Here is a 12632-nt window from a genome sequence, read left to right on the forward strand (position 1 = left end):
CTATAAAAGTAAATAACACGAAATGATAATAGTTACCGGAGCCGCAGGATTTATTGCTTCCTGTATGGTACAGAAGTTAAATGAAGAAGGTATTCACAATATTGGAATTGTGGATGATTTTTCAGTGCAGAATAAGGAAGATAATTGGAAGAATAAATCATATTCGGTCAAGATTGAGCGCAGTGATTTCGAAAATTGGTTAGTAAAAAATGGGGAAAAGGTAGATGCCATAATTCATTTGGGGGCCAGAACAGATACGACCGAATTTGATCGTTCCATATTTGAACGGTTAAACGTAGCCTTTTCCAAAATGATTTGGACATTTGCTGAAAGCCATAATACCCCGTTATTGTATGCTTCATCTGCTGCTACTTATGGAGGAGGGGAGCACGGGTACAGTGACAATCATGATATTGTGGATTCGCTAGTTCCTCTAAATCCTTACGGGGACTCGAAAAATGAATTTGATCAGTGGGCATTGGGGCAGGAAAAAACCCCTGAGCACTGGTACGGCCTGAAGTTCTTCAACGTATATGGGCCCAATGAATACCACAAAGGACGGATGTCTTCTGTGATCTTGGGTGCTTTTAATCAAATCCGGAAAAACGGTGGCATGAAACTGTTCCGATCCCACAACCCTGATTACAAAGACGGGGAACAATTGAGGGATTTTATTTACGTCAAAGATGTGGTCAATATGATGTGGTTTTTGTTGAATGAAAAACCTGAATCCGGATTGTACAACATTGGTACCGGTGAGGCACGTACATTTTTGGATCTTACCCGCGCTACCTTCAATGCTCTGGGAGTGGAAGAAAATATTAGTTTTATCGATACCCCGGAGGACATTCGCGACAAATATCAATATTTCACGGAAGCAGAGATGGATAAATTACTTAATGCTGGCTATGAGACTCCGATAACCTCCCTGGAAGATGGTGTAGAAGATTATGTACGGAATTATTTGAAGGAAGGGAGAATTTATTGACAGCTTGGCTCTTCCTTTAATCATTGTGATCTGAATGAAATTATTCTATAGAGTTAAATGGGTGGTTATGTTCGTAATTGAATTATTATCTTTACCGTCATGAAAATAGGTATTATCAAAGAGCGAAAGATCCCCGGGGATGAAAGGGTTCCACTTAATCCGGAACAATGTGCTTTTATTAAAAAGGAGTTTGGGCAGGAAATCGTAGTAGAAAAATCACTTCATCGATGTTTTTCGGATCGAGAGTATGAAAAAGCCGGTGTACAATTAGTCGATGATGTGACCGATTGCGATGTGTTATTGGGAGTAAAAGAAGTACCTATTGATCATTTAATCCCTAATACGTCTTATTTTTTCTTTTCACATACGTATAAAAAGCAACCCTATAACAGGGGTTTATTGCAGTCGATACTGAAAAAGAATATCCGTCTCATAGATTATGAATTGCTTAAGGATAAGAAAGGAAAACGACTGATCGCTTTTGGTTTTTTTGCGGGGATGGTAGGTGCTCATAATGCATTGTATACCTATGGACAACGAACAGGAGAGTTTGCACTAGGTAGAATGAAAGACGCTTTTGATTATGCAGAAGTCAGGGATAACTATAAAAAATATCAGTGGTCTCCTGTAAAAATTGTCCTTACGGGCAAAGGTCGAGTAGGTCAAGGTGCGGCCAAAGTGTTGAATGATATGGGGATAAAAGCAGTAAATCCGGACGAATTTTTGAAGGAAGAATTTGACGAAGCAGTATACACAGTAATTGATTTTGACCGATATGCGAGAAAAAAAGACGGACGGGAATTTTCAGCGGCAGAATTTTTTGCAAACCCAGAAATGTTTGAATCAGCATTTGAACCATTTACCCATGTAGCTGATATTATGATCAATGGTATCTATTGGGACAATAATGCCCCGGCTTTTTTTACAAAAGAGGAAATGAAATCAGGCCTCTTCAACCTGAAAGTTATAGCTGATGTTACTTGTGATATTGCTCCGGTAGCATCCATCCCGTCCACTCTAAGGGCAACTACCATCGCAGACCCGGTATTTGGGTACGATGCTAAAGAAGAGGTAGAGGTAGCACCCTTTCAGGAGGGGACAATAGATATGATGACCATTGACAATCTGCCCAATGAGCTTCCCCGGGATGCAAGTACATCATTCGGGGAACAATTTATTGAATATATTTTCCCTTTAATCAGGTCTGAGTTATTTGATAAAGGTGTCTTACTGCAGGCTACTATCGCCCGGGACGGAGAACTGGGACCAGATTATCAATATTTGAAGGACTACGTTGAAGGAGGCAATAGCAAATCGGATAATTAAGAATCCTACAATGATAAATCGGATAATTACGAATTAATGAATGAGGAATCGGTCAATTGTATAATTCTACATTGATTTATTGAGCATTGTATGATTGAATCATTGCACAATTGACGTAAGCTTATTATATTACCAGTCTATTTATTAATAATAAAAAGAGTTATGGAAAAAGTCTTGGGTGTAGGATCACGCGTACGCCATCCCATGTATGGAAAGGGGGTAATTACAGCTTTAAATCAAAGTACTTACGATGTTTGTTTTATTGATAGTGGGATAAAACCCATTGGAAAAAACTATGACAATTGGGATGTGATTGAAGAAATAAAAGCCGGTGCGTCTATCTCAATGAATACCCTTGAAAAAAGTATTGAAAAGGTCTTGATTGCTAACGATCTTTTGCCTGCGGAAGTGGAATTAGCAAATAAATGGGAAGGGGGAATGTTGGAAATCAAGTCGCCCGGCGATACTGTGAAATCTAAAGAAATTCCCATTACTACTTTTTTTCACAAAATCGTAATGGTACGTGATCGTATCCGGGTGATGGAACAACGAATCAATGCAAGTAAAGGGTTGACCGATGAAGAAAAGGTGAACCTACAACAATACATCACTCGAATTTACGGTAGCCTGACTACTTTCAATGTACTGTTCCAGGATAAAGAAGATTATTTCAAAGGAGAGGGGAAGTAATGAAGCCGGGGAGGCAGGAGTCTGGAGATCGAAATCAGGAGTCTGAAGACCGGAGCTTGAAGTTGGGAGCCCTGAGTCGGAAGTCCAAAAAAACTACTAAACTCATTTATTTTCTGCCAACCAATTTTCCACATTGGTTTGAATACGGTCCTCGATATTGCTGGTGTCGGCTTTTTCAAATTTTTGGCCAGTTACTTTTTCGTAGAGCTCAATATATCGCTGGCTTACAATTCTGACAAATTTGTCCGGCATTTCTGGCATTTTTTGCCCGTCCAATCCCTGAAAGCCATTCTCCATTAACCATTCACGTACAAACTCTTTACTTAGCTGCTTTTGTTTTTCTCCTTTTAGTTGACGATCTGAATATCCTTCGGAGTAGAAAAATCGAGAACTATCAGGGGTGTGTATTTCATCAATTAGGTAAATTTTACCTTCGTGAAATCCAAATTCATATTTGGTATCAACTAATATTAGGCCTTGTTTGGCAGCTAATTGGGTGCCTCTATCAAATAAGGCCAGGGAAAATTTCTCCAATTGATTGAGTATATCTTCAGACACAATCTTATTTTTCAAGATGCCTTCTCTTGAAATATCTTCATCATGTCCTTCTTCCGCTTTGGTAGCAGGTGTAATTATGGGGCTTGGAAATTGATCGTTCTCTTTCATTCCTTCGGGCATGGGAACACCACAAATCATTCGTTTACCATCTCTGTATTCTCTCCAGGCATGACCGGCGAGATAACCTCTCACTACCATTTCTAGTTTTATCGGGTCACATTTTAGGCCGATGGATACGTTAGGATCCGGACTGCCTAGTAACCAATTGGGAACAATGTCCTCGGTTTTTTTTAGAAAGTAAGCGGCTGTTTGGTTCAATACCTGGCCTTTAAATGGGATAGGTTTGGGCAGTATATGATCAAATGCCGAGATTCGGTCGGTTGCTATCATTAATAACCTTTCGCCAAGATCATAAACGTCCCTGACTTTTCCGTGGTAGATTTTATCTTCGCGAGCAAATGAAAAATTAGTACGTTGAATGGCATTCATATAGGAAAAAGTAGACTAAATATTTTCTACAGAATTCTTATCTGACAAGATGTCTTTCAGTTCTTTGAGTTTGGCATATTCGTGGGGAAGTACTCTCTTGACAGCGTCTTTTATGGAAACATAAGAGGCGTCATCAAATTCAGTGATATAGTCTTTTAGCCTCTTTTTTACATATTTCATATCATTGAGTATCATTGAACGGAAAGAAGGTAGGTCTTTTTCATCTTTTTCAACGGCTACTGTTCGGGAATCAGCCGGAACCTTTTCCGTTTCTTCCAGATGAATTATGTCTTCACTCATCTCAGAGGGCTGTACAAAACCATTGGGTAATGACCATTTTTGTCCATCGGGATCCCCTTCGTCTTTAATCAATAAAATTTCGAGACCTTTTTCTGCCATCCTGTAGATGACTACCTTTGCCAAATCTTTAACACTCATTAAGTACTGAATTGCCGCTTTAAAATTATTCCAATTCCAAATATAGTTAAATTATTGTAAACATATTGAGGAAGATAAAATTTTAGGAAATTTGCCTGTACCCTGCAGCACTACTTTTGCGTACTGTGTTTTGCAAGATAAATATCCAGCATCAATTTTCCTGCAAGGACTTTAAACACGATTAGATTATGTGTATCCATCTCTTCGTAAGCTTCCATTGCCCGGGGGAATGGCAATTCCCAATCTTCAGGTGATTTTACGGCACCCAGTATCATTCCATCTTCATTTAAAATGTCTGTTTTATTAAATTTTTCACTTCCATATTTACCGAAAATCCGTTTAATTTTTGGATTGAGGAATCGTCCCTTTTTATCTATTAATCCTAGTAATTCGCCGTTAATATATATCTTGTTTTTGGGGTCACATAATATCTCGTGATTTTTTGTGATCATGATGGTAAATCCGTTTTTCTTTTTTCCAGATGGGATTTTATGTTGAACAATCATCATGTTTTCCTGGTAGATGGATGTGAAAATACCCCGAAAGGAATATCCGAATCCTTTTCGTTCTGATTTTTGAAATATATGGTAGGACATAAGGTCTATTTCTTTGCCTGTCCATGAAACGAGCTTTGGAATTTCCTCTTTATAGATTTTTCTGGTTTTTTCTAATTCCTTTTTTATCGTTTCCAGTGAGGTTTTACCGAAATAAATCTTGTTAATAATAAAGATTGATATCAATAATCCAAGTAAAAAAAACAACAGCATATCATTAAAATATTGCCGGGAAAAATACAAATCCCGTCGTTTAACCAAAAATTCTTATCCCGAAATATTCATAGTTTTGCTATAAATAATACCTAATCCTCAAAACATTTGCATTTCGGTGATTAGTATAACTCAGGACTCGAAAGGAAGTTTCAAAATATTTTCAATTTGAAATCAGTAGGTAGCCTACGATAGTGAAAGTTATGAGCAAATATTCTTAATAATCTACCTTCTCCTATAGCCAGGGGGGAAATATTTTTGAAAATTCCGAACGAAAACAATGTAATATAAAAAAAGCCCTGTTGAAATTACAGAGCTTTTTATTTTTTTGATTAGTATCGTATTATCTTCGACCACCTCCCCGGTTTCCACGATTTTGGTTCCGGTTATTACCGTGATCTCTGTCGTCATTGTTTCCACTGCGTTCTGGTCTGGGCATCAATGCTTTTCTACTTAATTTAAGTTTTCCATTTCTGGAGTCGATACCGACTAATTTAACTTTTACAGCATCGCCCATACTAAAGACATCTTCTACTTTGTCCACCCGGCTATGCGAAAATTCAGAAATGTGCAATAATCCGTTTTTGCCGTTGAATTCAACTACCACCCCAAATGGAAGCATTTCTGTAACTTTTGCTTCATAGGTTTCTCCAACCGTCGGTACAAAAGTGATTTGAGCGATCCTCCGTTTGGCTTCTTCTATATCGTCTTTATTCGAACTGGCAATTTGAACAATTCCCTTTTCGTCCACTTCTTCTATAGTAATTACAGTATTGGTTTCGTTCTGTAGTTCCTGAATAATTTTACCACCCGGTCCGATAACAGCTCCAATGAAGGATTTATCAATTATGACCTGGGATATTCTAGGAGCAAATGGTTTGAGGTCTTCTCTAGGTTCGGAAATCGCCTCGGACATTTTGTCCAGAATATGTATTCTCCCTGCTTTGGCCTGCAATAGAGCTTTTTCTAATACTTCGTAGGGCAATCCGTCTATTTTGATATCCATTTGGCAGGCAGTAATACCTTTGGATGTTCCGGTGACTTTAAAGTCCATATCTCCCAATGCATCTTCATCTCCGAGGATATCGGATAAAACTACAATGTCGTCACCTTCTTTGATCATACCCATTGCTATGCCGGATACAGGGGCACTAACTTTTATTCCTGCGTCCATGAGTGCTAAAGACCCTGCACATACGGTAGCCATTGAAGATGAACCATTGGATTCCAGAATGTCAGAGACGATCCGGATTGTATAGGTCTCATCAGCAGGAAGTACTTTACGCAAAGATCGCCCTGCGAGATTAGCATGGCCTACTTCTCTTCTACCTGGGCCTCTCATAGGTTTAATTTCTCCTACGGAAAAAGCCGGGAAGTTATAGTGAAGGATGAATTTTTCATTGGAATTGTCAAGGGCCGTGTCTACCATCATTTCATCGAGTTTACTACCCAATGTAAGCGAAGTAAGCGACTGTGTTTCCCCTCTTGTAAAGAGTGCTGAACCATGAGTGGTGGGAAGGAAATCTATTTCACACGAAATTTGTCGAATTTCATCCGATTTTCTTCCGTCAAGTCGTACGCCTTCTGAAACCACCATCTTTCTGATTAGTTCTTTCTTAAGCTTATCAAAATACTTTGCAATAAAAGGTTCTGCTTCTTCAAAAGTCTCTTCGTCTGTCTCTTCGAGATAACTATCTTTGAGACCAGTAAGAATTTCTTCAAATTGAGCTTTTCTTTCAGCTTTTTCCAATTGACCGTGAGCTGTATCACTAATAGCCTGGGCTACCTTTTCTTGAACATAATTTTTTATTTCTTCATTTTCATCGGGCTCGGGTATTGCACGTTTATTCAATGCTTTATCACCGACTTTTTGAGCTAATTCTAACTGGGCATTACATTGCACTTTGATAGCATCATGTCCTATTTTTATAGCTTCAATTAAATCGGTTTCACTGCATTGGTCAGCTTCTCCCTCCACCATCATTACATTGTCCTGGGTAGCAGCAACAATAATGTCCAAATCAGCATTTTCCAATGCTTCTCTTCCCGGATTGATGACATATTCTCCTGCTATTCGCGCTACCCTAACTTCTGAAATAGGTCCATCCCAAGGAATATCGGAAACACTTAATGCTGTAGAAGCTGCCAGAGCCACCAAAGCATCCGGTAGTACATCTTCGTCAGCGGATATAAGATTGATAATTACCTGGGTTTCGTTCATATAATCATCAGGGAATAATGGTCGAATGGCTCTGTCTACTAATCTAGATGATAAAATCTCGTGATCATTGAGCCGTGCTTCTCTTCGGAAAAAATTGCCTGGAATCCTTCCAGCCGAAGCGAATTTCTCCTGATAATCTACAAATAGTGGAAAAAAGGGTTGTCCTTCTTTCGCTTCTTTCGCAGATACTACCGTACATAATAACATAGTATTGCCCATCTTAATAAGGGCAGATCCATCTGCTTGTCTTGCGAGTTTTCCTGTCTCCAGTGTAACTTCTCTGCCATCTGGCAAATTGAAGCTTTGACGAATAGGATTAAGTTGTCCCATAAATAATTTACATTTTTAAATGGTTAAAAAGAGGCAGGAATTTTTAGCTATTTATCGAGCCTGTTTAACTCTAATAGAAATTATTAAGAATGACTTCAGTATAGTGTTACTGAATGAAATTGAATAATATTCAACCAAAATATAAAAAAAAGAGTGCTTTTAAGGCACTCTCTATGTTATTATTTTCTTATTCCCAGTTTAGAAGTTAATTCCCGATATCCTTTAATATCCTTCTTCGCTAGATAGGAAAGCAATCTTCTTCTCTTACCAACTAGTGATAACAGGGATTTTCGGGAAGATTGATCTTTCGGGTTGAGTTTTAAGTGTTCTGACAATGATTGGATCCTGTAGGTAAACAGGGCAATTTGCCCTTCTGTAGAACCCGTGTTGGTTTCAGACCCACCGTATTCCTTAAAAATTTCTTCTTTTTTCTCTTTAGTTAAATAAATACCCATAATAAAATTACCATTTTGTGATTTAAAATATCAATACACGTATAGCGCGGCGCAAAGGTAAGTTTTAATACTATGAAATACAATTATTTCTGAAGAAATCTTTTGATTGGCTTAGGTTATGTCTATGTCACGATTGGTATTAATTCTGTATCCGGGAGTTATTTTTATTATTAGCATTCCTTGGCTTTCTTCCAGAGACGGTCCATTTCTTGCAGAGACATTTCAACCAATGGTTTTTCAGCATTCTTCTCAATAAATTCGAATCGGAATTTAAATTTCTTATTTACTTTTTCCAATGCCGACTCCGGTTCTATTTTCAAAAATCGGGCTACATTGACCAGGCTGAACATAAAGTCGCCAAATTCTTCTTCGATTTTTTCCTGAGATGGATCGGACTTATTTATTTCATCCTTGAATTCAAGTAGCTCTTCCTCTACCTTTTCTATTACCTGGTTCGTATTTTCCCATTCAAAACCTACCTGGGCCGTTTTTTCCTGAAGACGTTGGGCTTTTATCAGGGCAGGAAGTGAATTAGGAACGCCTTCAAGAATGGATTTTTTCCCTTCTTTTAATTTAAGTTGCTCCCAGTTCTGCTTGACATCATTGTCATCATTTACGACCGTATCGCCATATATATGAGGATGTCTGTGGATAAGTTTTTCACAAATTGAATTCAAAACATCTTCTATGGTAAATGCTTTTTTCTCGGCACCAATTTTTGAATAAAAAACAATGTGTAATAATAGATCTCCCAATTCTTCTTTGATAGATGGTAAATCCTCTTCCAACAGCGCATCTGTTAATTCGTAAGTTTCTTCTATCGTTAGATTTCTAAGGGTTTGGAAAGTTTGTTTGCGATCCCAGGGACACTTTTCCCTTAGGTCGTCCATGATGTCTAAAAGTCGGATAAATGCTATAGCTCTCGGGTCTGAAGAATGTTTCATGAAAGAATTTTAAAAATGTCAACTAAATGTAGTTTAATTGGTATAGTACCAGGAAAAATTTTAATAAAAAGTACTTATTTCCCAATAATTAAATCACTTCAATTTATAGATCTTGTAATAAAGCTCTTTCCTAAAATTAGGTTAATAAACTCGATTTTCAAGGATTTCAAATATATTTGCAAATTGAAAAACTAATTGACAAGTCATCTTGTTCTAGTTATACATTAAAAAGACAAATTATGTCAGATTTCTTGCAGACACTACTTATCGTATTTACTATTTTTGGAGTCTCTTTTTTACTGATTAATATCAGGCATATTGTAAAAGGAGAGGAGTTCAGGGGGACTTGTGCCAACAATAATCCTATGTTACAAAGCAAGGTGGGTGAATGTACTGTGTGTGGCAAGAAACCGGGAGAAGAATGTGCAGATCCCGAATTATCTAAATAACAAATCAAACCGGTATCAGGACTTTATAAATACGAATCTTTTACCATATTCCATTGTGACTATTACTGATGTTTGAAAAGATGACCAAAAAATTCTTCTTTGGTGTCAAGGTAATCTTTATTAGTGGCTCTGGGAGGGATTATCAAAGGTCTTCTTCCTTCCAAATGAATTGTAGAATCTTTGATGGATTGTAATTTATCAGGGTTGTTAGTGAGTAGGATTATTGATTTGATATCAAGTAATTCCAGAATTTCAATGGCGATATCATAATGTCTTTCGTCAGGATCAAATCCCAAATGGATGTTGGCTTCCACTGTATCCAGGCCTTTGTCTTGTAACTGATATGCTTTTAGTTTATTTATTAGTCCAATTCCCCGTCCCTCCTGCCTTAAATAAATTAAAACTCCTCCTTCTTTTCCGATTTGTTCGAGTGATGTATGAAGTTGTTCTCCGCATTCACACCTTCTCGAACCAAATATGTCTCCCGTTAAACATTCGGAATGGATACGAAGCAAAATGGGGTTCTCTTTATCAATATTTTCGGATACAAGTGCCAGGTGCGGGCTGTATTCATCTTCATTATCTCCGAAAGCGAGAACGATAAACGTCCCGTATTCAGTAGGTATACTGGCTTCAGATAGTTTTTTCATATATTAAAAATACAGATGAAAAATTTAAACTAAACATTCAATGTTTGCGAATACAAAATAGTTTAAATTTTTCGTCCATATTTAGTAAACATTATTACGCCTCCGGTAAAAAAGAATACACATAAAAAAATAGATAGTAAAAACATATATATTTTTATTATTAGTTGGGGTATATCGTAAAACTGAAATCATTTGTTTAATTTGAAGACATCAGTATCTGTCTTACTTTGAAACCAAAGCTATTCAAATTAAAATGCAAAGGAATAGAAATCAATTCCAATAATATACTCAACAAGCACTCGAATAATTTCAAATGTACGATTGAAACTTGTTAAATCAAAAAATTTATATGTGTTTCTTTTTCCCTTTCAATATTGTATTTATTTTTCGATTGACTTTCCCTGGCTGGCTTTCATTACTTCTTCCTGTCGGTCAATGGATTCTTGATGGACTGCTTTCAAAATACGATTGACAAAAGTTTCGCTCAATCCCAACGGGCCGGCTTTGTCCATTGCGCGTTCCAATACATCACTCCACCTTCCTTGCTGATAAATTGCAATGTTGTTTTGCAACTTAAATTCACCAATTTTTTCAGCCAGGTTCATTCGATCTGCATAAAGTTGAATAACCTCTTTGTCAATGAGGTCAATTTGCGATCTCAGGTCCTCGATATTATGCAGGAATAAAGGATCATCTGCTCCCTCACTTCTTACGATTAGTTTACTTAAGATGTTTTCTTGCAAAACTTTTGGAGTTACTTGTTGTGCTGCATCACTCCAGGCATCATCCGGAGTCGGGTGGGTTTCAAGCATGATGCCGTCCATGTTGAGGTCAAGTGCAAACTGACTAATTTCATACAGGTTTTCGCGATTACCACAAATATGAGATGCATCCGTAATTATTTCAATATCAGGGAATTCTCTTTTTAGTTCCAATGGAATCTGCCATTGGGGGATATTTCTATATACACTTTTACCAAATTTCGAAAATCCACGGTGGATAGCTCCAATTCTGGTAATTCCTACGTTGTACAATCGTTCGATTGCTCCCATCCAAAGTTTGAGGTCAGGGTTGATAGGATTTTTAACAAGGACCGGAACATCAGCACCTTTTAATGCATCCGCGACTTCCTGTACACTAAATGGATTCACAGTTGTACGGGCACCCAACCAAAATACATCTACTTGCGCTTTTAGTGCTTCGTAGGTGTGCTGGGCATTGGCTACTTCAGTAGTGATTTTAAATCCGTATTCTTCCCGGACTTTTTTGAGCCATTGTAGGCCTTCTGCTCCGATTCCTTCAAATGAATTAGGACGTGTTCGTGGTTTCCAAATTCCCGCTCTAAATAAATCAACTTTTGCATTATTTTCTGCTAATTGTCTGGCCGTTTCCAAAACCTGTTCTTCAGTTTCGGCACTACAGGGCCCCAGAATCTGAACAGGGCGCTTTACGTCTTCGAATATGGGTTTGAGTTTCATAACTATCTATTTTAAAATTTTTTGAATATTATTTGCTTTCTCCATTAATTGGTAAAATTTCTTAAAATCTTTTTTGATCAGTAACGTTCGAAATTGACTTATGGTGTTTATATGCTCATCAAGAACGTCAAGAACATTGTCTCTGTTGAGCTCAAAAATGGGTATCCAGGTTTCGGGATTACTTTTCGCGAGTCGAACAGTACTTGAAAACCCACCACTTGCCAGTTCAAATATTCGGTTGGAATTTTTTTCCTTTTCGAGGACAGTCAATGCAAGGGCAAAAGAGCTAATATGGGAGATATGCGATACATAAGCCGTATGTACATCATGATCGTCCGACCTGTAATTAACAATGTTCATGCCAATACTAGTATACATAGCTTCTACGGTTTGCACGGCATTGGCATTACTTTCTTCCCGATCACAAATTACACAAACCTTTCCTTTAAATAAATCGGGTAAGGCCGCCTGGGGACCACTAAATTCTGTTCCTGCCATGGGGTGGGAAGCTACAAAATTACTTCTTTTGGGATGCTCTTTTACCTTGTTGACTATGGTCAATTTTGTACTTCCAACATCTGTAACTATCTGATTTTCAATAGAGTCTAAAATATCTGGTAATAGCGTTTCAATGTATTGAACCGGGACTGCCAGGATAATTAAATCAGAGGATTTAATTAGGGAAACCATATCACTGGCATTGCAGTCAACAATATTTAGTTTTTTAGCCTCATCCATATGGTCTTCACTAATATCGTACCCGATAATTTTGGATGCAAAACCACTTTTTTTGAGTGCTAATCCCAAAGATCCTCCGATTAATCCCAACCCGATAATACCGATTTTCAT

General features: G+C 37.7%; 13 protein-coding genes. 4 read left to right on the forward strand and 9 right to left on the reverse strand.

Going from position 1 to position 12632, the window contains the following annotated elements; translation table 11 throughout:
* Positions 1-22: 22 nt before the first annotated feature.
* From rfaD to LVD47_RS10950, 3 genes are all read left to right on the forward strand, one after another.
* Positions 23-988, forward strand: a complete 966-nt coding sequence (rfaD, locus tag LVD47_RS10940) for an ADP-glyceromanno-heptose 6-epimerase (protein ID WP_236975910.1) — start codon at positions 23-25, stop codon at positions 986-988.
* Between the two features lie 99 nt (positions 989-1087).
* Positions 1088-2314 carry an NAD(P)-dependent oxidoreductase gene (locus LVD47_RS10945; protein ID WP_236975912.1) on the forward strand — a complete coding sequence of 409 codons (1227 nt, stop codon included), beginning with the start codon at positions 1088-1090 and terminating at the stop codon, positions 2312-2314.
* 162 nt (positions 2315-2476) lie between these two features.
* The gene (locus tag LVD47_RS10950) at positions 2477-3004 is read left to right on the forward strand and encodes a DUF8685 domain-containing protein (RefSeq protein WP_236975913.1); all 528 of its coding nucleotides are present in this window, start codon (positions 2477-2479) and stop codon (positions 3002-3004) included.
* Between the two features lie 102 nt (positions 3005-3106).
* Here LVD47_RS10950 and LVD47_RS10955 read toward each other — a convergent pair whose 3' ends face one another.
* The 6 genes from LVD47_RS10955 to mazG all read right to left on the reverse strand — a co-directional run bounded on the left by LVD47_RS10955 (position 3107) and on the right by mazG (position 9206).
* Entirely contained in the window at positions 3107-4051 is a 945-nt protein-coding gene (locus LVD47_RS10955; RefSeq protein ID WP_236975914.1) for a phosphoribosylaminoimidazolesuccinocarboxamide synthase, read from the reverse strand.
* Positions 4052-4066: 15 nt separating this feature from the next.
* The gene (locus LVD47_RS10960; protein WP_236975915.1) at positions 4067-4489 is read right to left on the reverse strand and encodes an NUDIX hydrolase; all 423 of its coding nucleotides are present in this window, start codon (positions 4487-4489) and stop codon (positions 4067-4069) included.
* A gap of 110 nt (positions 4490-4599) precedes the next feature.
* On the reverse strand, positions 4600-5256 hold the full coding sequence (locus LVD47_RS10965; RefSeq protein ID WP_236975916.1) for a hypothetical protein: 657 nt from the start codon (positions 5254-5256) through the stop codon (positions 4600-4602).
* 343 nt (positions 5257-5599) lie between these two features.
* The gene (gene pnp / locus LVD47_RS10970) at positions 5600-7807 is read right to left on the reverse strand and encodes a polyribonucleotide nucleotidyltransferase (protein ID WP_236975917.1); all 2208 of its coding nucleotides are present in this window, start codon (positions 7805-7807) and stop codon (positions 5600-5602) included.
* 179 nt (positions 7808-7986) lie between these two features.
* Complete coding sequence (rpsO, locus tag LVD47_RS10975) at positions 7987-8262, reverse strand: 30S ribosomal protein S15 (protein WP_255785100.1); 276 nt, start codon at positions 8260-8262, stop codon at positions 7987-7989.
* A gap of 170 nt (positions 8263-8432) precedes the next feature.
* On the reverse strand, positions 8433-9206 hold the full coding sequence (gene mazG, locus LVD47_RS10980) for a nucleoside triphosphate pyrophosphohydrolase (protein ID WP_236975918.1): 774 nt from the start codon (positions 9204-9206) through the stop codon (positions 8433-8435).
* A gap of 239 nt (positions 9207-9445) precedes the next feature.
* Here mazG and LVD47_RS10985 point away from each other — a divergent pair, with 239 nt between their 5' ends.
* Entirely contained in the window at positions 9446-9655 is a 210-nt protein-coding gene (locus LVD47_RS10985) for a hypothetical protein (protein WP_236975919.1), read from the forward strand.
* A gap of 62 nt (positions 9656-9717) precedes the next feature.
* Here the strand turns inward: LVD47_RS10985 and ribA are convergent, their stop codons facing one another.
* The 3 genes from ribA to LVD47_RS11000 all read right to left on the reverse strand — a co-directional run bounded on the left by ribA (position 9718) and on the right by LVD47_RS11000 (position 12632).
* Entirely contained in the window at positions 9718-10305 is a 588-nt protein-coding gene (gene ribA, locus LVD47_RS10990; protein ID WP_236975920.1) for a GTP cyclohydrolase II, read from the reverse strand.
* 380 nt (positions 10306-10685) lie between these two features.
* On the reverse strand, positions 10686-11783 hold the full coding sequence (locus LVD47_RS10995) for a chorismate mutase (protein WP_236975921.1): 1098 nt from the start codon (positions 11781-11783) through the stop codon (positions 10686-10688).
* A gap of 6 nt (positions 11784-11789) precedes the next feature.
* Positions 11790-12632 carry a prephenate dehydrogenase gene (locus LVD47_RS11000; protein ID WP_236975922.1) on the reverse strand — a complete coding sequence of 281 codons (843 nt, stop codon included), beginning with the start codon at positions 12630-12632 and terminating at the stop codon, positions 11790-11792.

This window comes from Membranihabitans maritimus, assembly GCF_021729145.1.
GTDB lineage: Bacteria > Bacteroidota > Bacteroidia > Chitinophagales > Saprospiraceae > Membranihabitans > Membranihabitans maritimus.

What these genes read in the sequence shown, in the direction of transcription:
- rfaD (WP_236975910.1), top strand. Translation starts at nt 23, where the DNA reads ATGATAATAGTTACCGGAGCCGCAGGATTTATTGCTTCCTGTATGGTA.
- LVD47_RS10945 (WP_236975912.1), top strand. Translation starts at nt 1,088, where the DNA reads ATGAAAATAGGTATTATCAAAGAGCGAAAGATCCCCGGGGATGAAAGG.
- LVD47_RS10950 (WP_236975913.1), top strand. Translation starts at nt 2,477, where the DNA reads ATGGAAAAAGTCTTGGGTGTAGGATCACGCGTACGCCATCCCATGTAT.
- LVD47_RS10955 (WP_236975914.1), bottom strand. Translation starts at nt 4,051, where the DNA reads ATGAATGCCATTCAACGTACTAATTTTTCATTTGCTCGCGAAGATAAA.
- LVD47_RS10960 (WP_236975915.1), bottom strand. Translation starts at nt 4,489, where the DNA reads ATGAGTGTTAAAGATTTGGCAAAGGTAGTCATCTACAGGATGGCAGAA.
- LVD47_RS10965 (WP_236975916.1), bottom strand. Translation starts at nt 5,256, where the DNA reads ATGCTGTTGTTTTTTTTACTTGGATTATTGATATCAATCTTTATTATT.
- pnp (WP_236975917.1), bottom strand. Translation starts at nt 7,807, where the DNA reads ATGGGACAACTTAATCCTATTCGTCAAAGCTTCAATTTGCCAGATGGC.
- rpsO (WP_255785100.1), bottom strand. Translation starts at nt 8,262, where the DNA reads ATGGGTATTTATTTAACTAAAGAGAAAAAAGAAGAAATTTTTAAGGAA.
- mazG (WP_236975918.1), bottom strand. Translation starts at nt 9,206, where the DNA reads ATGAAACATTCTTCAGACCCGAGAGCTATAGCATTTATCCGACTTTTA.
- LVD47_RS10985 (WP_236975919.1), top strand. Translation starts at nt 9,446, where the DNA reads ATGTCAGATTTCTTGCAGACACTACTTATCGTATTTACTATTTTTGGA.
- ribA (WP_236975920.1), bottom strand. Translation starts at nt 10,305, where the DNA reads ATGAAAAAACTATCTGAAGCCAGTATACCTACTGAATACGGGACGTTT.
- LVD47_RS10995 (WP_236975921.1), bottom strand. Translation starts at nt 11,783, where the DNA reads ATGAAACTCAAACCCATATTCGAAGACGTAAAGCGCCCTGTTCAGATT.
- LVD47_RS11000 (WP_236975922.1), bottom strand. Translation starts at nt 12,632, where the DNA reads ATGAAAATCGGTATTATCGGGTTGGGATTAATCGGAGGATCTTTGGGA.